19 protein-coding genes and 1 tRNA gene are annotated in these 19,514 nt (G+C 55.2%); 17 read left to right on the top strand and 3 right to left on the bottom strand.

Going from position 1 to position 19,514, the window contains the following annotated elements; translation table 11 throughout:
- The first annotated feature begins 1 nt into the window (after window position 1).
- Window positions 2-439 carry a hypothetical protein gene (locus IKB43_09590; GenBank protein ID MBR2470377.1) on the top strand — a complete coding sequence of 146 codons (438 nt, stop codon included), beginning with the start codon at window positions 2-4 and terminating at the stop codon, window positions 437-439.
- On the opposite strand, the gene IKB43_09585 is transcribed toward IKB43_09590, so the two are convergent.
- Complete coding sequence (locus IKB43_09585) at window positions 436-999, bottom strand: 4'-phosphopantetheinyl transferase superfamily protein (protein MBR2470376.1); 564 nt, start codon at window positions 997-999, stop codon at window positions 436-438. The genes IKB43_09590 and IKB43_09585 overlap by 4 nt on opposite strands.
- 30 nt (window positions 1,000-1,029) lie before the next feature.
- On the opposite strand from IKB43_09585, the gene IKB43_09580 reads away from it, so the two are divergent.
- Entirely contained in the window at window positions 1,030-1,530 is a 501-nt protein-coding gene (locus IKB43_09580; protein MBR2470375.1) for a hypothetical protein, read from the top strand.
- Window positions 1,531-1,577: 47 nt separating this feature from the next.
- Window positions 1,578-1,651, top strand: a tRNA-Val gene (locus IKB43_09575).
- A gap of 33 nt (window positions 1,652-1,684) precedes the next feature.
- Here IKB43_09575 and nrdR read toward each other — a convergent pair.
- Window positions 1,685-2,128 (bottom strand): transcriptional repressor NrdR, encoded by a 444-nt coding sequence (gene nrdR / locus IKB43_09570; GenBank protein MBR2470374.1) that lies wholly within the window; start codon window positions 2,126-2,128, stop codon window positions 1,685-1,687.
- A gap of 46 nt (window positions 2,129-2,174) precedes the next feature.
- On the opposite strand from nrdR, the gene IKB43_09565 reads away from it, so the two are divergent.
- Window positions 2,175-3,959, top strand: a complete 1,785-nt coding sequence (locus tag IKB43_09565) for an AAA family ATPase (GenBank protein ID MBR2470373.1) — start codon at window positions 2,175-2,177, stop codon at window positions 3,957-3,959.
- 33 nt (window positions 3,960-3,992) lie between these two features.
- Here the strand turns inward: IKB43_09565 and IKB43_09560 are convergent, their stop codons facing one another.
- Window positions 3,993-6,185, bottom strand: a complete 2,193-nt coding sequence (locus IKB43_09560; GenBank protein ID MBR2470372.1) for an NADP-dependent isocitrate dehydrogenase — start codon at window positions 6,183-6,185, stop codon at window positions 3,993-3,995.
- Window positions 6,186-6,224: 39 nt separating this feature from the next.
- On the opposite strand from IKB43_09560, the gene ispD reads away from it, so the two are divergent.
- The 13 genes from ispD (at window position 6,225) to IKB43_09495 (ending at window position 19,400) form a co-directional block, all read left to right on the top strand.
- Window positions 6,225-6,956 (top strand): 2-C-methyl-D-erythritol 4-phosphate cytidylyltransferase, encoded by a 732-nt coding sequence (gene ispD / locus IKB43_09555; GenBank protein ID MBR2470371.1) that lies wholly within the window; start codon window positions 6,225-6,227, stop codon window positions 6,954-6,956.
- 70 nt (window positions 6,957-7,026) lie between these two features.
- Window positions 7,027-7,686 carry a PorT family protein gene (locus tag IKB43_09550; GenBank protein MBR2470370.1) on the top strand — a complete coding sequence of 220 codons (660 nt, stop codon included), beginning with the start codon at window positions 7,027-7,029 and terminating at the stop codon, window positions 7,684-7,686.
- A 100-nt stretch (window positions 7,687-7,786) separates the two neighbouring features.
- On the top strand, window positions 7,787-9,931 hold the full coding sequence (locus IKB43_09545; protein ID MBR2470369.1) for a bifunctional (p)ppGpp synthetase/guanosine-3',5'-bis(diphosphate) 3'-pyrophosphohydrolase: 2,145 nt from the start codon (window positions 7,787-7,789) through the stop codon (window positions 9,929-9,931).
- On the top strand, window positions 9,928-10,515 hold the full coding sequence (locus IKB43_09540; GenBank protein MBR2470368.1) for a hypothetical protein: 588 nt from the start codon (window positions 9,928-9,930) through the stop codon (window positions 10,513-10,515). Before IKB43_09545 ends, IKB43_09540 begins: the two co-directional genes overlap by 4 nt.
- 146 nt (window positions 10,516-10,661) lie before the next feature.
- Window positions 10,662-11,042, top strand: a complete 381-nt coding sequence (locus IKB43_09535; protein ID MBR2470367.1) for an NADH-quinone oxidoreductase subunit A — start codon at window positions 10,662-10,664, stop codon at window positions 11,040-11,042.
- Complete coding sequence (nuoB, locus tag IKB43_09530) at window positions 11,033-12,292, top strand: NADH-quinone oxidoreductase subunit NuoB (protein ID MBR2470366.1); 1,260 nt, start codon at window positions 11,033-11,035, stop codon at window positions 12,290-12,292. Before IKB43_09535 ends, nuoB begins: the two co-directional genes overlap by 10 nt.
- Window positions 12,289-13,428: an NADH-quinone oxidoreductase subunit D gene (locus tag IKB43_09525; protein ID MBR2470365.1), complete on the top strand. Its 1,140-nt coding sequence runs from the start codon at window positions 12,289-12,291 to the stop codon at window positions 13,426-13,428. Before nuoB ends, IKB43_09525 begins: the two co-directional genes overlap by 4 nt.
- A 3-nt stretch (window positions 13,429-13,431) precedes the next feature.
- The gene (locus IKB43_09520; protein MBR2470364.1) at window positions 13,432-14,553 is read left to right on the top strand and encodes an NADH-quinone oxidoreductase subunit H; all 1,122 of its coding nucleotides are present in this window, start codon (window positions 13,432-13,434) and stop codon (window positions 14,551-14,553) included.
- 9 nt (window positions 14,554-14,562) lie between these two features.
- Entirely contained in the window at window positions 14,563-15,036 is a 474-nt protein-coding gene (locus IKB43_09515; protein MBR2470363.1) for a 4Fe-4S binding protein, read from the top strand.
- Window positions 15,036-15,629 (top strand): NADH-quinone oxidoreductase subunit J, encoded by a 594-nt coding sequence (locus tag IKB43_09510; GenBank protein MBR2470362.1) that lies wholly within the window; start codon window positions 15,036-15,038, stop codon window positions 15,627-15,629. The genes IKB43_09515 and IKB43_09510 overlap by 1 nt, the downstream gene beginning before the upstream one ends.
- Window positions 15,626-15,931, top strand: coding sequence for an NADH-quinone oxidoreductase subunit NuoK (gene nuoK / locus IKB43_09505; protein ID MBR2470361.1), 306 nt, complete (start codon window positions 15,626-15,628; stop codon window positions 15,929-15,931). Before IKB43_09510 ends, nuoK begins: the two co-directional genes overlap by 4 nt.
- On the top strand, window positions 15,924-17,879 hold the full coding sequence (nuoL, locus tag IKB43_09500; protein ID MBR2470360.1) for an NADH-quinone oxidoreductase subunit L: 1,956 nt from the start codon (window positions 15,924-15,926) through the stop codon (window positions 17,877-17,879). Before nuoK ends, nuoL begins: the two co-directional genes overlap by 8 nt.
- Window positions 17,880-17,885: 6 nt before the next feature.
- The gene (locus tag IKB43_09495) at window positions 17,886-19,400 is read left to right on the top strand and encodes an NADH-quinone oxidoreductase subunit M (protein MBR2470359.1); all 1,515 of its coding nucleotides are present in this window, start codon (window positions 17,886-17,888) and stop codon (window positions 19,398-19,400) included.
- Window positions 19,401-19,514 lie beyond the last annotated feature (114 nt).

Here is a 19,514-nt window from a genome sequence, read left to right as displayed (position 1 = left end):
TATGATTGTTGAAATTGCTTCTATTTGCGACGCGGCGACGGCCAACGGGGCCGGCGGCCGCTTGAACATTCTCGGTTCTTTTGACAGAATCTTTTCACAGTTCCCGCTGGTGATTCCCCAGTGTGCGGCGGCCTTCCGTATCCGTTACCAGCGGGCCGAGGCCGGAGTGCACAAGCTGGTGCTTTCTATCGAGGACGTGTGTGGACACCCCATTGTTCCCGGCATGGAATCCAACGTTTCTTTTGAGCCTGTGGCGAAGGGATTTGACACGGCTGCCATGAACTTGATTCTGAACATGCAGCGCCTGAAGATAGAGCGGCCCGACAAGTACATGATTCGCCTGATTATCGACGACGAAGAATACGTGGCCCTGCCCTTGTACGCCCTGGAAGTGCCCCACGGGAATGGGAAAGCTCCTGACGGCGAAGTGAAGAACTAACCCAAAGGCATGGTGGCAAGGCACAGGGAGCATTCTCCCTGGATGCCGAGGGGTGCCGGATCCAAGTCCGTCAATTGGACGTTTTCTATGCGGGTTTCGAGAAGGGACCTGCGTAGTGTTCCTTCGAAAAAGTCCCCGCCTTGGCACTTGAAAAAAGCTTCTTTGCGACACCAGAGGGCGTAAAAGAGCCTGATGGCGGCACTTTCGCCTTCGGTCTGTTCAATTTGGTGGATTCTCTTAACTTCTTCGTCGGAATAGAAACGGTCCGCAAGTTTGAGCCGGTTCCTGGAATGAAATTCCAGGTCTATGCCGACGCGGCATTCCCTGGAATAGGCCAGCACGCAGACGTCCTTGGAGTGAGTCCAGTTGGCATCGACGGAAAGTTCCGGAAATTCGGGTCGCGTGGAACCGGGCCTGGTTTTTAGGTCCTGGGCGGTAATGGTACGGCCGAGGGCCTGGGAAAGCTTTTTGAAAATATGCTCCCTGTGATTGGCCTTCGGGACAACCGCCAGATAAACCGTACCGTTCAGCGTTGAAACTGTTTGCCAGTCGCCTTCCATAGCCCAAAGATAATTTTCTAGTTTAGGGGCATGATTCCTTTCCGCCTGAAAACCTGCCTTGCCGCCGCCGTTCTGTTGATGGCCTGCGGTGATATTAACGAAGGCTGGGAGGTGGATGGCGGCGGCTACCTGAAGTACAGGATCAACGACGAAGACGAACGGACCATCGAACTGGCGGAATCCGACGTGGAAGTGCCCTTTATCAAGAACAGCCACAGGTATTTTCTCGTGAAGACCAGGGCCAAAGAGAGTAAACGGGGAGACCAATTTTCCATTATGGTGAACGGGCCCGTTTTGGGCGACAACCCGGTGGTGCAGCAGTACTCCTGGTTCAACTACGGCTCCCTGACCCAGGCGCCCATCCTAGGCGATAGCAGCATTGTGCGGTTCGACCAGAAGGACGACTCCACCTGGACCGCCACCCTGGACCTGTACACCCCGGACTGCCGCTCCGGAAAATGTATCGACACCTTGCCCAATTTGCACATTACGGGCCGTTTGCGCTATTGGGTAGACCCGGATGCCCGCTGACCCCTTGACAAAAGGGGGGCAAGTTTCTACTATTGGGCTACCTTATTGGTCGATTAGCTCAGTTGGTTAGAGCGCTACCTTGACATGGTAGAGGTCACAGATTCGAGTTCTGTATCGACCACGAGAAAGCCCCGCTTAAGCGAGGCTTTTTTTATTACTTGTCCAGGGTCTTGATCTGGTCCACGAATTCCCCAACTTCCTTGAACTCGCGATAGACGGAAGCGAACCGGACATAGGCCACCGGGTCCAGTTTCTTTAGTTCCTGCATGACCAGGTTGCCTATCTGGTCGTAGGTCACTTCCAGATTGTCGTTGGAAATCAGGTTGTTTTCGATGGTGGAGGCGATTTCTTCGATGGCGGCCTGGGTCACCGGACGCTTTTTGCAGGAGTTGGCGATACCGGCCAGAAGTTTTTCCCGCTGGAAGGGTTCACGGTCGCCGTTACGCTTGACCACGATAAGCGGTTGGATTTCGATGTATTCCCGGGTGGTAAAACGGCGACCGCAGGCGGTACATTCCCGACGACGGCGGATGGAGTCGCCACTGACGCGGCTGTCCACCACCTTGTCGTTGTCGTTCTTGCAGAAGGGGCAAATCATATCTAGAATGTAGAATTTTTTGCCCCTAATAATGTATATTCAGGATATGCAGCCCCAGCCGTTAAGATTATCTGAGATTACGATTTGCAACCTGCGGTCTATCCACAGGCAGACGTTTCCCCTGAACAACATGACCGCCCTGATAGGCTACAACAATGCCGGTAAGACCAATATCCTTATGGGAATCCGGTGGTTGCTATCCCCCTTTTCGCTAGATGTCTCTTATTTTGACGACAGTAACGAACCGGTGGAGGTGGAAGGTCTTTTTCAGGGCATCTCGGAAACAGTATTGAGCCGTCTGGGGGAAGAGAAGGCTAAAGAGATTGTGCCGTTCCTGAACGGCGAAAGTTTGCGGGTGAAAAAAATTCAGCGGGTACCGGGAATACCTCCGGAGAATGTTGAACTGTGGGCGTTGGTACCCCCGCAACGACAGAACGGAAGCCGCAAGGGCTGGATGCGGGTGGGTGACGATTTCAAGCACGCCTTTAAGCGCATGTTCCCGGAACCTATCGCCATCTGGGATTTTGAAGGAAACAAGGCCTTTACCAAACTGCTTCATGAAATTTTTAAGCCCCTGGAACGGCGTTTTGGTGGTGAGTTTAACGACATTTTGGGAAAGTTCAACGACCTGCTTTCACCAGGTGGCGAAAACCAGGCCGCAGAAATCAAGTCCTTCGACCGGGAAGTCAACGAGAAATTGCAGCCGCTATTCCCCAGCGTGCGAGTGGAACTGGATATTCCCATTCCCACACTGGAGACCTTCTTGAAAACGGCAAGCCTGAAGGTCATCGACGAGGATGACGGATTTGAACGAGACATCAACCGCATGGGAGCTGGAAGCCAACGTGCCATCCAGATGGCCCTGGTCCGTTACCTTTCCGAAATCAAGAAGCACCACAACAACCACTACCTGAGCCGGACAATGCTCCTGATAGATTCTCCGGAACTGTTCCTGCATCCCCAGGCGGTAGAACTGGTGCGTGTGGCCCTGAAAAATCTCTCCAACGAAGGTTACCAGATCGTGTTCGCCACCCACAGCGCTCAGATGGTGACCAGCGAAGACGTGAGCACTTCCCTCCTGATCCGCAAGAACAAGGAACGGGGCACCTTCATGCGCAAGCGAATCGAAGATGCGGTGCATCAGGTGGTGCAAGATGCTCCTAGCCAACTGCAGATGCTGTTCAGCTTGAGCAACAGTAACGAACTTTTGTTTGCGGACTATGTGTTGCTGACCGAAGGCAAGACAGAATGGCGGGTTCTACCGGCTCTGTTTGAGCGCATTACCGGGAAATCCTTTGCCCTTATCAAGTGCGCCCTTGTGCGTCAGGGAGGCGTGAGCAACACCCGCAAGAGTATGCAGGTGCTGAACGCCATGGACATGCCGGTACGGGCTATTGTGGATTTGGACTATGCCTTTACCACAGCTACCCGGGACGGATTCTTGGAAGCCAACGACCCTGACGTGAAGTTCTGCAGGAACCTGTTTAGGGAACTGGCGTTCCACCATCACCTGCGCCTGAACAACGGCCTCCCCGTGAGTAAGCACAGCAACATCAGTGCTTCTATGGCCTATTCCATGATGGCGTCCATGCCCGAGGCGGAGCGGCCCATCAAGAGTATTCACGCTAAACTCCGGAGCCAGGGAATCTGGGTGTGGACCCACGGCGCTATCGAAGAGCACCTGGGAATCAAGGCAAAAAACGAAGGCGCCTGGAACGGATTTGTGGAACGGAGCAAATCGCCAGACTTCATCAAAAGCCTGCCTGACTACGAGGGAATCTTGGAACTGTGTAAGTGGATTATCGAAGGTAGTCAGGAAACAGACAGCTGATATTATTAGGGAGGGCAATGCCCTCCCTATTCGTTACAGTGCGTCTATAACCGCGTTGAATTCCGCTACCGGGCGCATCCACTTTTTCAAGAGATCGGCCTTCGGCAGGTAGTAGCCACCGATGTCGGCGGGTTTGCCCTGCTGGTTGGCAAACGCGGCGACAATCTTCTGCTCGTTTTCAGCGAGGGCCTTCGCAACCGGGGCGAACTTCTTGGCAAGTTCCGCGTCGTCCTTCTGGGCGGCGAGAGCTTCGGACCAGTAGAGGGCCAGGTAGAAGTGTGAGCCGCGGTTGTCGAGTTCGCCGATTTTGCGGGCGGGCGTGCGGTTGAATTCAAGAATCTTGCCGTTGGCTTCGTCCAGCGTGTCGGCGAGGACTTTCGCCTTCTTGTTGCCGTCCTTCAGCGCGACTTGCTCGAAGGCGGGCACCAGTGCGAAGTATTCGCCGAGGGAATCCCAGCGGAGATAGTTTTCGGCGAGGAACTGCTGCACCTGCTTGGGGGCAGAGCCGCCTGCACCTGTTTCGTAGAGGCCACCACCTGCCATGAGCGGCACGATGCTGAGCATCTTGGCGGAAGTTCCGACTTCAAGAATCGGGAAGAGGTCGGTGAGGTAGTCGCGCATCACGTTGCCCGTGACGCCGATGGTATCGAGACCGGCTTTCGCGCGCTTCATGGTTTCCACAATCGCCTTGCGCGGACTCATAATCTTGATGTCGAGGCCGTTCAAATCGTGTTCCGGCAAGTAGGCTTCCACCTTCTTCTGGATTTCGCGGTCGTGTGCACGTTCCGGGTCCAGCCAGAAAATCGCCGGCGTGTTGCTGAGGCGGGCGCGCGTCACAGCGAGCTTCACCCAGTCGCGCACCGGAGCGTCCTTCGCCTGGCACATGCGGAAAATGTCACCTGCTTCTACATTCTGCTGCAAAAGCACTTCGCCCTTGCTGTTCACGGCGCGGATGACGCCCTTGCCCTTTGCAACGAAAGTCTTGTCGTGGCTGCCGTATTCTTCGGCGCCCTGAGCCATGAGGCCCACGTTCGGCACGGTACCCATCGTCTTCGGGTCGAATGCGCCGTTCTGCTTGCAGAATTCAATCGTCTCGTCGTAAATGCCGGCGTAGCAGCGGTCCGGAATGCAGGCGATCGTCTCTTGCAGCTTGCCTTCCTTGTTCCACATGCAGCCGGAATTGCGGATCATCGCAGGCATCGAGGCGTCGATAATCACGTCGCTCGGCACATGCAAATTCGTAATGCCCTTCGCGGAATCGACCATAGCGAGGTCCGGGCCGGCAGCGAGTGCTGCGTCAATGGCGGCCTTGACTTCAGCTTCCTTCGCATTACCTTCTAGGCGCTTGTACAAATCGCCCAGACCGTTGTTCGCGTCAATCCCGAGTTCCTTGAACAGGTCGGCGTACTTCGTGAACACGTCCTTGAAGAACACGCGCACGAACGCACCGAACAGCACCGGGTCGGAGACCTTCATCATGGTCGCCTTCAGGTGCACCGAGAACAGCAGGCCCTGCGCCTTGGCCTCGGCCATCGTCTTCGCGATAAACTTTTCGAGAGACGCCATGCGCATGACGGTAGCGTCGATGATTTCGCCCTTCAGGAGCGGCTTTGCAGCGCGGAGTTCCGTGACTTCGCCTGCTTCGTTGACAAATTCAATCTTGAACGTGTCGGCGTCGGCCATGGTGATGGACTTTTCGTTGCCGTAAAAGTCGTCGGCCTGCATACTTGCCACATGCGTCTTTACAGAAGTGTTCCAGTTGCCGTTGCTGTGCGGGTTGTTGCGGGCGAAGTTCTTCACGGCCTTGGGTGCGCGACGGTCAGAGTTGCCCTGGCGAAGCACCGGGTTCACGGCGGAGCCCTTCACCTTGTCGTACTTGGCACGGATTGCCTTTTCTTCTTCAGTAGCCGGAGCGTCCGGATAGTCGGGCACGTCGAAACCGTTCTTCTGGAGTTCGGCGATGGCGGCCTTGAGCTGCGGCACCGAAGCCGAAATGTTCGGGAGCTTGATGATGTTCGCGTCCGGTTCAAGCGTAAGCTTACCCAAGAAATCCAGGTCGTCGCTCGCCTTGCCAAAAGCAGCCAGAATGCGGCCCGGCAGCGAGATGTTCTTGGTTTCCACATCGATATCGGCGGCCTTTGCAAAACCGCGCACGATGGGGAGCAGGGATTGAGTCGCCAAGAAGGGCGATTCGTCTGTAAGGGTATAGTAAATCTTGGTATTCATACGAGCCCAAAGATAGATATTTACTAACTTTCTCACGTTATGAGTGATTCTTTCAAGGGTAGATTTGCCGCCGTGCTCCCGGCAGGTGGTATCGGAAAACGGATGGGCGGAACCATCCCCAAACAGCTGATGCAACTAAACGGCAAGCCGGTCTATTTCTACTGCCTGGAAACCTTCCTTAGCATGGACGAAATCGGCCAGGTGGTGATGGCCGTACCCGCCGACTGGAAGGATTATTTCGAAAAGCAGATTTATGGAGAATCGGGCCTTTCCGAAACTTTGCCAGCCGAGACACTGAGTAAATTAACCCTCGTCGTCGGTGGAGCGGAACGCTGGCAATCGGTACGGAACGGTGTGAACGCCCTTTCTGACCAGGCGGAATTCGTGCTGGTTCACGATGTGGCAAGGCCTTTCGTTTCTAAAGATATTATCGAAAACGTTTGCAAGACCCTGGTAGAAAAAGGCTCCTGTCTGGTGGCAAAACCCGCTGTTGACACCATCAAGGTGGCCGAAAACGGCAAGGTGGAAAAGACCATCGACCGTAAGAAGGTCTGGCTCGCCCAGACACCACAGGCCGCATCCGTTTCGCTCTTGAAAAGCTTGTATGGTCGAATTGACCGGGAACCGTTGGATTTTACGCCCACCGACGAGGCCAGCATTCTGGAATTCTTTGGAATAAGCGTCTTCATTGTGCAGGGGAACGCCATGAACGACAAGCTTACCACGCCGGAGGACTTCGAGATTTTTTCGGCACGTCTTGCCAACAGATAGACGCGTCCTGTCGTTCAATAGCAAAAATTTAAGCGAGGAGAAAATGATGAATAAAATTCTAACATCCGTAATGGCAGTCCTATGTGCAGGGGTGCTCGCCTTGGCACAAGAATCTGAAGAGGCCGGTTCCAAAACTAGTGCCCCTGCAATTGGGCTAGGCGCCCGTTTGGCGGTCGGTTACGGCATGATCTGGGGCCTAGAAGACGACTGGTCCGGTGGCGAGAGCGACGAAAATCCGGGCGGCATAAACTTGGAAGGTGGCGCCGTTGGCCGTATTGTCCTTACGCCCACCATCCATTTCACCCCGGAACTTTTGTTCCGCTATGCAAGCTACTCCCAAGATGACGATTTGGGCGAACGTGAATTTAGCCAGATGGACTTGGAAATACCATTGCTTGTCAGGGCCAATGCCACCCCGAAATTTTATGCCTATATCGGCCCCCAGCTGGGACTCAACCTAAGCAGTGACGTATCTCTCAAGGCCAAAGTGGCGGACAAGGTATCTGGTGGGACAACAACCCACTCCATTCCCGAAAAGGTGGAACAGACATCCTTTGGTTTTGGCATTGCCGTAGGCGGCGGCTATTATGTCATGGACAAGCTTGGTGTAGACCTGCGAATTGGCTTTGGGCTAACCGAACTCTATCCCGATTCCAAGGGCAAGTTTATAGACCTAAGCGGTGCAAAAGACCTGTCTTTCAAGCTGGGCGCCAACTACTGGATATTCTAATTTAGCATCCCGGCCGCTATTCTATTTAGAAAACCTTATTTTTGGCTTATATTCCCAAAATTGCCGTTTTTCTACCTGATTTTATAATAAATTGTAGATAATGGCAGTGCAAGAGTTGACATCCAACCAGAAGCACATCGTGGACGTGCTCATCAAGAAGAATCCCGCCCTGAACCGCGAGATTCTGGAGAATGCCATTGTCTTTATTGCAGAGGCCCACAGCGGCCAGTACCGCAAGAGCGGCATGCCCTATACCGAGCACCCCTACGAGGTGGCCAAGATCCTTGCGGACCTGAAACAGGACCAGGCCACGGTGCTTGCCGGGCTACTCCACGACGTAGTAGAGGACACGCCCCACACCCTAAGCGAAATTTCTGAAAAATTCGGCGACGATACCGCCTTCATGGTGGACGCCGTCACCAAGATTACCGCAGCCCAGCAAGAGAGCAAGACCGCCCGCAAGGCGGAAACCTACCGCAAGCTCATTACCGCCATGGCGAAAGACCCCCGGGTCATCATGATCAAGATTGCGGACCGCATCCACAACATGCGGACCATGCAGTACATGAAACCCGAGAAACGCAAGATTATCGCCCAGGAGACCCTGGACATCTACGTGCCCCTCACCCACCGGTTCGGCCTGTACAAGCTCAAGACGGAGCTTGAAGACCTGAGCTTCAAGTACGTGAACCCGGTAGAATACCAGAAACTGGTGGACGCCCTTATCGAGAACAAGGAAGCCCGGGAAAAGTACATCCAGTCCGTCATCGGGCCCTTGCAGATCAAGCTCGCCCTAGAAGATTTCGACTGCACCATCCAGGGCCGCACCAAGAACATTTACAGCATCTACAACAAGATGATTGCACGGGGTTGCGAATTCGAGGACATCTTCGACATTTTCGCCATCCGCATTATCGTGGATACCATTCCTGAATGCTACCTGGCCCTAGGCTATGTCCACAACCTGTGGCCGCCCCTCCAGAGCCGCTTCAAGGACTACATCGCCACCCCGAAGCCGAACCTTTACCAGAGTATCCATACCACGGTCATCGGGCCCGAAAACAAGATGGTGGAGGTCCAGATCCGCACCAAGGACATGGACCTGACGGCAGAGAAGGGCTTTGCCGCCCACTGGGCCTACAAGCTGGAAACCCAGCACGAAGGCGAAGAACTGGCCTGGCTGGACCACATGGTCAAGCTCCAGTCCGAAATTTCGGACAGTCGCGAATACCTGGACTTTTTGAAGGTGGACCTGAAGCCCGAGGGAATCGTGGTGTTCACCCCCAAGGGGAACTCCATCGAACTGCCCGACGGGGCTATCGTGCTGGACTTTGCCTTTGCTGTGCATACGGAGCTCGGACTCCACTGCATAGGGGCCCGCATCAACGACGAGGTGGTAAGTCTGGACAAGCCCGTGCCCCACGGGGCCACCATCCAGGTGCTGAAAAGTCCCACCCAGGAACCCAGCCCGGAATGGCTGGAGATGGTGACCACCACCAAGGCCAAGCAGGAACTGCGCAAGTGGATGAAGACCAGCATGCTGCAGCAAGCCCGGGACCTGGGCCGTGAAATCTGGACCCGTGAACTGCGGGTCTCCAAGATGGAAAAGGACCAGTATCCTTCGGACGAAAGTACCGCAAAGCATTTCGGCACACCGAACATCGAGACCTTCTACGAACGGCTGGGCCAGGGAGAACTCCCCCTGCAGGACATCCACCGTTTCTTGAACGGCGGCGAGAACATTTCCAAGGAAGTTTCGGCCCTCCGGTTTTTCCCCACCTTCAACAAGGACAAGAAGAGCCCCGTCCAAGACGACATGCCCCTGGAAATCGGCCAGGAGACCAACCTGGTGGTGCATTTCGCCAGCTGCTGCGGGCCCGTGCCCGGCGACAAGATCGTGGGAATCATGCGGCCACAGGTGGGTATCGAGGTGCACTCCCTCAAGTGCCCCTGTCTCAAGGATTTCCCCGTAGAGCAGCAGATTCCGGTGCAATGGAGCCCGGACCTTTCGGAGCCCTTCACCACCCACCTGATCGTGGAAACGGACAACCGCAAGAACATTACCTTCGACGTGCTGAAGGTCATCAAGGACGAAAACCTGTTCCTGGACCAGATGAGCGTGGTCAGCAAGCAGTCCTCTGGCAGGATCCGTATGGAATTCAAGGCCTTCCGCAAGGAGCAGGTGGATTCCGTCACCTACAAGATCCAGCAGATTAGCGGCGTGCGGGAGGTTAAAAAATCATGATGACACCCCTGCACCATAGCGACTACACCCTGAAGAACAGGGCCTTCAACTGCCGCATGCGGAACCGTTACTACGAAGAGGTCTATTACGCCTTCAGGGCGCTGTTGCCCAACGACTATAACGGCACCACCGGAGGCAAGTTTGACGAAGAATGGTTCGCCCACCTGCAACAAGAAATCAAGCACTACGAGCGCCTAATTACCACCTGTCTGGAATACGCCCAGGCCGCCATCTTTTACGGCAAGGCCGAAGAGGCCACGCTATATTCCAAGGACAAGCGCTGGGGCATTCTGCAAGAAGAAATCTTCCTGGTGCACTTTCTGCGGGAACTGCTTTCTACCACCCACTATATCATCGCACGAATCGACACCGACAAGATGCTCCACGACTGGGGCATGAACATGCAGGGTATGAAAGCGCAACCGGTGGACAAGGGATTCGTCAGTTCTATCCAGGAAAAGCTTTCGGCCATGTCCCTTGCCACCATCAAGGAATTCCGAGAGCTGGTAAAGCATATCGTTGAACGGTTCCAGATAGGCAACACCCTTTTTGGAACGATACAGGAATTACAGAACTTCTACTAAGAGGTATGAGGTATGAGGCATGAGGTCGCTCGTAAACTCGCTTTGAGGTTTTCGGTCCAAAAGATTTGTCTGAAGCCTCTTATTTCAAAGACTCTCTACTCCTACCTTGAACCCCACACCTCGAACCTCGAACCCCGAACCTAAAAATGTCCGAATACATCATATTATCATTTTTCCTCTTCTTGGGTGCCTTCATCGCGGCGGCGGCTACCGTCACCGGGCTTCTGCTGGGCTACCGTACCAAGAACACCAAGAACAAGATGGCCCCCTACGAATGCGGCATGCAGACCATCGGAAACGCCCGCATCCAGTTCAAGGTGGGTTACTACCTGTTCGCACTCTTGTTCCTGGTATTCGACATCGAAGCTTTGTTCCTGTATCCCGTGCTCATGAACTTCAAGGAAATCATGGCCGGGAACACGCCCCTCGCCCCTGCGGTCGTTATCATTGACCTTGTGATATTTATGGCCATTCTCGTTTCCGGCCTCGCCTACGCCTGGAAAAAAGGAATCCTGAAATGGGAATAATTAATTACGCTCCAAAAATCCTGGACCCTATTCCGGGCGGTAAGTACGTGGTAAACGCCATCGACTACGTGGTGAACTGGGCCCGTGCAAATTCCATTTGGCCCTTGACCTACGGCACCAGCTGCTGCGCCATCGAGATGATGAGCAGTTCCATGGCCCGCTACGACATCGCCCGCTTTGGAAGTGAAGTGTTCCGCAGCTCTCCAAGACAGGCGGACCTGTTTATTTTGGCGGGAACCATCACCCGCCGCATGGCGCCTGCCATCCAGATGCTGTGGGAGCAGATTCCTGGCCCCAAGTACGCCATCGCCATGGGCGCCTGCACCATCAGCGGCGGGCCCTTCATCTACGACAACTACTCCGTAGTCCGTGGCGCCCAGAACCTGATTCCCGTAGACGTGTTCGTCCCCGGATGCCCACCCAGGCCCGAGGCCCTTTTCCACGGGCTTTTGACCCTTCGTGAAAAAATCCTGAAGGAGACCTGCCGTAACCCCTGGCACGAGGGTTCCCCCAAAGACGTGTCCACCATGGACCGCTACCGCGAAGCCGCCAAGACCTGGGCCGCCCTGGAAGAGATGAAAGACGAGGAGATGGCAGAAGCCAGGGCCAAGTTCAAGGAAGAAAATCCCGACTACAAGTCCAGTTTCAAGCCCATCCGCATCAAGAAAGAGGACTTTCCCGAAGTGGAGCGGGTCCCCTTCAAGCGCATGGGGCTTACCCAGTCCGACATCTACGCAAAGCTGAAGGAAAAATTCCCGGCGGTAACGGTGCATACCCACAGCGAAGACCCTGTGGAAGACGTGGTGGCCGCCATGCCGGCGGACCGACCGCTAGAAGTGATGGTCACCCCCGAAGACTACCTGCCCATGGTGGAATTCATCAAGGATGAGGCCAGCCTCAAGATGGACTACCTCATCGACATCGTAGGTATCGACTACGACGACCATTTTGACGTAGTGTCCCAGTTCCGCAGCATGGAACACGGACACAAGCTGTTCCTCTGCCTGCAACTGAAAAAGGACTTTTCCATTCCCGAAGAGCAGCGGGCCACGGCGCTCCTTGCCCACGCCCCCAGCATCAGCCACCTGTATCCGGCGGCGGAATTCAAGGAACGTGAAGTTTACGACATGTTCGGCATCGACTTCGTGGGCCACCCCGACCAGCGCCGAATCTTCTTGGACGACGACTTCGTAGGCTACCCCCTGCGCAAGGACTTTACCCACCCGGAAATGATCAGGAGGCCCGTATGACAGGAATGCTTCCTCCGGGATTCCGCATTCAGCGTGAAACCAACACCGAAGAATTTTTCATCAACATGGGTCCCCAGCACCCCAGTACCCACGGGGCCCTGCGCCTCGCCCTCCGCATGGACGGCGAGACCATCGTAGAGCTGGTGCCCCATTTCGGCTATATCCATCGCGGTATGGAAAAGCAGGCCGAATCCATGAGTTACCTGCAGTACATCGCCCTTTCCGACCGTCAGGACTACCTTACCGCCATCCAGAACAACCTGGGTGTGGTCATCGCCCTCGAGAAAGGCATGAACATCGGCGTTCCCGAGAAGGCGGAATATATCCGCGTGATGCTGCAGGAACTGGGCCGTATTGCGAGCCACCTGGTGTTCTTCGCCTGCTTTGGCGGCGACCTGGGCGGACAGACCTGCCTGCTGTACGGTTTCAAGGAACGCGAGATGATCCACGACATCTTGGAAGAGGTGACGGGCTCCAGACTCACCACCAACTTCTTCAGGCCGGGTGGAAGTCGTTACGACGTGCCCGACACGTTTATCCCGCGGGTCAAGGCTTTCCTCGACCACATGGATGACACCATGAAGGATTACGAGCGGTTCCTTTCCAAGAACATCATTGTTCTGGAACGCAGCAAGGGTATAGGCATCCTCTCCAAGGAAGACGCCATCGCCTACGGATGCTCCGGTCCCGTGCTCAGGGCCAGCGGCGTGAACTTTGACGTGCGCCGGGCGAACCCCTACAGCATCTACGACTCCTTCGATTTCGAAGTTCCCGTGACCCACAACGGGGACTGCTACGACCGTTACACGGTGCGTATCGCCGAAATCCACGAGTCCATGAAAATCCTCCGGCAGTGCATTGATCGGTTCCCCACCGAAGGGCCTTGGCGCTCCAAAGAAAAGCCGGTGCGTTTGCCGGTGGGCCGCTACTACAGCGAAATCGAGACCGCCAAGGGGCTCTACGCCACCTACGTAGTAGCCGCCACTACCGGCGAGAAGCCCTACCGCATACACACACGCGGTCCAAGTTTCCCCCACATCGCGGCCCTCAACAAGATGGTCCAGGGCCACAAGATTTCGGACCTGGTGACCATCCTAGCCACCTTGGACCCCGTGATTCCCGAAATTGACAGGTAGTTTATGTTTGTCCCTTCCGTTACCAATCCTATCGGCGATTTTGTAAGGAACCTGGTTCCCCAGGTGACTGCCTACCTGCCTGTAGCCTTCCAGTCCGAGACTTTGGACAGCGTCGTCGCCTTCTTGATTAACGCCGTCATCTGCATCATCGCGGTCTGCGCCGTGAACATCGGTTCTGCCCCTATTCTCATCTACATGGAACGCAAGGTCTGCGCCCACGTGCAGTGCCGTCTTGGCCCTATGCGCCTGGGCTGGCACGGCACTATGCAGACCATCGCCGACGTGCTCAAGATGCTCTTCAAGGAAGTCTATGCCCCCAGTGGTGCAGACAAGCTGATGTTCTACACGGCACCCATGATCGTGCTGATTGCCCCCTTCATGGTCTGCGCCCTGATTCCCTTCAGCAAGGACCTAGTGGTGGCCGACGTTTCCATGGGCATTCCCCTGATTATCGCGGTGAACGGTTTCGGCGTGCTGGGCATTTTGCTTGGCGGCTGGAGCAGCAACAACAAGTACTCCCTGCTTGGAGCCTTGCGTAGCGGCGCCCAGATTATCAGTTACGAAATCTCCTTTGCCATGATCCTTCTGTTCGTGGTGATGATTTCCGGATCTACCAACCTGATGGACATTACCATGAGCCAGCAGGGAACGGTTTTTGACTGGTGGATTTTCAAGATTCCCGTACTGGGCTTTATCGCCTTCATTCTGTTCTTCATTTCCAGCACCGCCGAAATGAACCGCGCCCCCTTCGATATCGCCGAAGCGGAGCAGGAACTCACCGGCGGCTACCACACGGAATACAACGGCACACCCTTTGCCATGTTCTACCTAGCCGAATACATCGCCCTGGTCACCAACTCGGCTCTGGCCACCACCTGTTTCTTGGGCGGCTTCCATGCACCCTGCATCGGCTTTGCCCCCGTAGATAACGTGCTGAACATGGTGCCTGGCCTGGTGTGGTTCTTCGGGAAGGTGTTCTTCATGATCTGGTGCTACATGATGGTACGCTGGACTTTTGTGCGCCCCCGCGTGGACCAGCTCATGGATTTCGAATGGAAGTTCCTGTTGCCGGTGAACCTGGTGCTGCTCACGGCAGGGGCGGCGTGGATAGCGATTAGTGGTTAGGATTGTTTTATGCAAGAGAGTAGTTCATTCATTCCGTATATCAAGCGTTACCTGAAGCGCTGCATCACGGGCCCCTGGAGCCTGTTGTGCGGGCTGTCCGTGACCTTCAAGTATTTTATAGACCCAAGACGCATCGTTACCGAGCAGTATCCCGAAAACCGGAAAACCCTCAAGATGCACCCCCGCTACCGCGGCCGTCTGGAAATGATCGAAGACGCCGACGGCAACAACCACTGCACCTCTTGCGGCATGTGCGAGCGCGCCTGCCCCAACGGGAGCATCAACGTACTTTCCACCAAGAACATCGCCGGTAAAAAGGTGCTGGGCCGTTACGTGTATCACTTTGCCAGCTGCACCCAGTGCGGGCTCTGCGTAGAGGCCTGCCCCTTCGGGGCTATCCGCATGAACCAGGATTTCGAGGTGGCCACTACCGACCCCAATACCCTTGAAATGATTCTCAACAAGAAGGAGGGACAGGGATAATGTTTCCAGGCCTTCAACTTCCAGAACTAGCGCTGTCGTTCCCCCACGGGGGAATGGACATCGCCTTTTACGCCGTGGCCATCGTCATGCTCGTGACGGCGGTCTTTACCGTTGCGGTCAAGAACATCTTGCAGAGCGCCGTGTTCCTGATTTTCTCCTTCGTGACTACCGCCATCCTCTACCTGCTGTTGCATGCGGAATTTATCGCTCTCGCCCAGGTGATGGTCTATATCGGCGGCGTGGTGATTTTCGTGGTGTTTACCATCTTGCTTACCAGCCACCTGGGCGAAGACGCCTTTGCCACCAAGATTCCGAGAGTCTTTGCCGCCTTCGCCCTGTCCATCGCCTTCGTGTTCGTGATGGTCAAGTGCCTGCTGCCCATGCCGGAACTTTCCAGCGGTGCGGTGGCTTCGGCTCCGGACTATTCCAGCCTGCAGAATTTCGCCATGCGCCTTCTGGGTTACACCCAGGATAGCTTTATCATCCCCTTCGAGGTGGTTAGTGTCTTGCTCCTGATGACCCTTATCTGCGCCATCACCATCGCCCGCAAGACAAAGGACGAGGTGGAAAAGGAAAAGGAGGTGAAGCAATGAACCTGATGAATTGCCTAATTCTCGCCTTCTTGCTCTTTGGCATTGGCGTTTGGGGCCTGATGCGTCGCCGCCACCTAATCGGCATGCTCATTTCCATCGAGCTCATGCTGAACGCCGCCAACATCAACTTTATCTCTTTTGCCTACTTTACCGCCCAGGACTCTACCGCGGGCGCCCTGTTCAGTATTTTCGTCATCGCCGTTACCGCTTGCGAAATGGCAATCGCCCTTGCCATTATCGTCACCATGTACCGCAGGCACCACAGCCTTGACGCCGACCAGTTGAGGGACTTGCATGATTAACGATATGACCCTCGGTTATTTGATTCTGGCATTGCCCCTGCTCACCTTCGTGGTGAACGGACTATTCCTGGGCAACAAGTGCCACAAGGCGGCAGCGGCTCTCGCCATCGCCTGTAACGGCATTGCCTTCGTGTGTGCTGCCACCTTGGCCCTGCATTACTTCACCTCGGACTTTGCCCCGAACAAGACCGTCCTTTTCCAGCACGACTTCCTCACCTTTGCAGGAAACCTCGCCGCCACCATCGGCATGCTCATCGACCCGCTTTCGCTGATGATGCTTGTGGTAGTGACCTTCATCAGTTTCATGGTGAACATCTACAGCGTGGGCTACATGCGGGAAGATCCCTCCGCAGGGCGGTTCTTCAGCCTGCTTTCCCTGTTCAGCTTCAGCATGCTTGGCCTGGTGGCCGCCACCAACCTTTTCCAGATGTTCATCTTCTGGGAACTGGTGGGCGTGTCCAGCTACCTGCTCATCGGATTCTGGTACCACAAGCCCTCGGCGGTAAGCGCCTCCAAGCAGGCCTTTATCCTCACCCGCTTTGCCGACAGTTTCTTCTTGTTCGGTATTGTGCTGGTAAGCTACGTGGTAGGGAGCTTCGACTTTTCTACCCTGAACGACTTGAGCCTCCACGCCTTCAAGGGCGAGACCATCAATCTCGGGATTTGCACCGTTACCAAGGCAGAGGCCCTGGTGCTGGGCTCCGTGATGATTTTCACCGGCGGCTGGGGAAAATCCGCCATGTTCCCCATGCATATCTGGTTGCCTAACGCCATGGAAGGCCCGACCCCGGTCAGTTCCATCATCCACAGCGCCACCATGGTGGTGGCGGGTGTCTATCTGGTGGCAAGGCTTTTCCCCTTCTTCGCCATCTGCGACAACACCTTGAAGCTGATTATGGTGGTAGGAGCCTTCACTATGGTCTTTGCGGCGGTCATCGCCTGCACCCAGAAAGACATCAAGCGGATTCTAGCCTACTCCACTCTTTCGCAGCTGGGCTACATGATGTTTGCCCTGGGCGTCTGCAAGATTGGCCAGGTGGTGGTAGCAACGGGCTGGACAGCCTCCACCTTCCACATCTTTACCCACGCCTTCTTCAAGTGCAGCCTGTTCCTGATTGCGGGCTCTCTCATCCATCAGGTCCATACCAACGATTTGGACGCCATGGGCGGCCTCCGCAAGAAAATGCCCTGGACCTACTGGTGCTGCCTTATTTCCGTTCTCGCCATTTCCGGCATTCCGCCCTTCTCCGGATTCTTCTCCAAGGACGAAATCATTCTGGCGGCGTTCCAGAGTCACCATTACGTGGTGTTCGGCCTAGCCCTCCTGACCAGCGGGCTTACCACCTTCTACATGTTCAGGCTGTTCTTCTTGGCCTTCCACGGGGCGCCCCGTCACGAGGGCGTCAAGGCGGGACATGTCCACGAAGACTTTGCCATGACGCTTCCCATCGTGGTCCTTGCCGTACCGGCACTCTTGAGCGGTCTCTTGGGCAAGGGCATCTTCGAAAAATTCTTCGTAGTGGGCAAGCTTCACGTTCCCACCTTGGTAAAACTTTCTCACGCAAGCTGGATTCCCGTGGTAGCCGTGGCCGTTGCGGTGGTGGCCCTTGCCATCGCCTGGTTCTTCTACGGGCGGCCCAAATCCAACATTGCCCAAGCGCTAGACGATACCAACCGCAGTCGCATTTACAAGGTCATCTACCACAAGTTCTACTTCGACGAAATCTACTACGCCGTGGTGCGGCAGTTCATTTTCGGAGGTGTGGCCGCCACGGCCCGCTTTATCCAGGACTACATTATCGAAGGAATCCTCGCCTTTACGGTCTGGTTCACCCACAAGCTGGGCGACCTGGTACGCACCGCCCAGGCGGGCTACCTTCCCTTTTACCTCGGAACCCTTATCGTCGGACTTCTGCTCTGGCGCTTCATCGGAGGGCTACCTCTGTAGGTGCTTATGGAAACGTTACTATTCAATCTGATTTGGGTCATTCCCCTTTTGACGGTGCTCGCCTGCATCCCGATTCCCTCCACCTGCGAACGTGCGCTCCGGACGGTCCATACGGTTTCCGTCAGTTTTGTGCTCCTTATTGTATGCGTGCTTACCTACCGCGTTTTCGCCCTGGGTGCAGCCCCCGCCGACCCAGCCTCTGCACCCTTTGCGCTACGGTTCTTTACCGACATTCCCTGGCTCAGCGCCTTCAACGCCCACTATATTGTAGGGGCCGACGGCCTCAACATGCTGCTCCTTGCCCTTACCGCCTTTATCGTATGGGCAGGCGTGCTGGTAAGCTACAAGATCAAGGGTAACCAGAAGGTGTTCTTCGCCCTGATCCAGCTTTTGGCCACAAGCGTCTATGGCGTGTACATGAGTTTCGATTTGGTGCTGTTCTTCGTGTTCTACGAAATGGAAGCCCTGTGCATGTACCTGATGATCGCCTGCTACGGAAGCGGCCGCAGGGATTACGGCGGCAAAAAACTGACCTTGACCCTCGCCTTCGGTTCTTCCATGATTCTTGCCACCCTGTTCGGGCTCTACTTCGAAAGCGGCACGGGCAGCTGGAGCCTCATGGAAATTTCAAAGGTGACTCTCCCCATGGATTTCCAGATGTGGGCATTCCCACTGATGTTCATGGGCTTTGCGGTCAGTTCTTCCCTGTTCCCCTTCCACTTCTGGAGCCCCGACGGCCACTCCGCAGCCCCTACTGCCGTTTCTATGCTGGCGGCAGGCGTCATGATGAAGATGGGCGCCTACGGATGTCTTCGCTTTGCCATGTTCTTGATGCCTGAGGCCGCCAAGATTTGGCTCCCCTACGTGGTGGCCCTGCTCATCTTCAACGTGGTGCTTGGCCCCTTTATCGCCATACGCCACAAGGACCTCAAATACATTACCGCCTACAGTTCCATCAGCCACCTGGGCCTTATCTTCTTGGGTCTTGCGGCTTTCACGCCGGTGGGACTCCGGGGCGCTAGCCTCCAGATGATTTCCCACGGGTTCTTGACGGGGCTCTTCTTCGCCACCATTGGCATGATTTATGAGCGCACCCATACCCGCGACATCACGGAATTGGGCGGCATCATGAAAAAGATGCCTTTCCTGGGTGTCGGTTTTGTGATTGCGGGCTTTGCGGGCCTTGGCCTGCCCGGTTTCAGCGGGTTCATTGCCGAAAGCACCATCTTTATCGGGGCATTCCAGCAGGATTCTACCCTCACCCGTATCGTCACCGTCCTTGCCATCCTTTCCATCACCACCACGGCGGTGTATATCCTGCAGACGGCCAACCGCATGCTCCACGGCCCCATGCCCGCCAAGTTCCAGACGCTTACCGACGGTTGCTTCCGGGAAAAGCTGGTCATCGTGGTGCTGGTTTTCTGCCTGCTGTTAATCGGTATTTTCCCCGGGCCTTTTGCCGACATGCTTGACCTGAGCATCGCGCCTATATTTGAAAAACTAAAAGTTACTAGTTACTAGTTCTAAGTTATTAGTCAAGGGACCCCAGATGATTTTTTATTTACTTATGAATAAGCTTTCACAAACAGACGTAGTTTCTAGTAACTAGTAACTAATAACTATTAACTCAGAATT

The sequence above is a fragment of the Fibrobacter sp. genome (assembly GCA_017503015.1).
Lineage (GTDB): Bacteria > Fibrobacterota > Fibrobacteria > Fibrobacterales > Fibrobacteraceae > Fibrobacter.
This window is presented reverse-complemented; position numbering and strand designations above follow the sequence as displayed.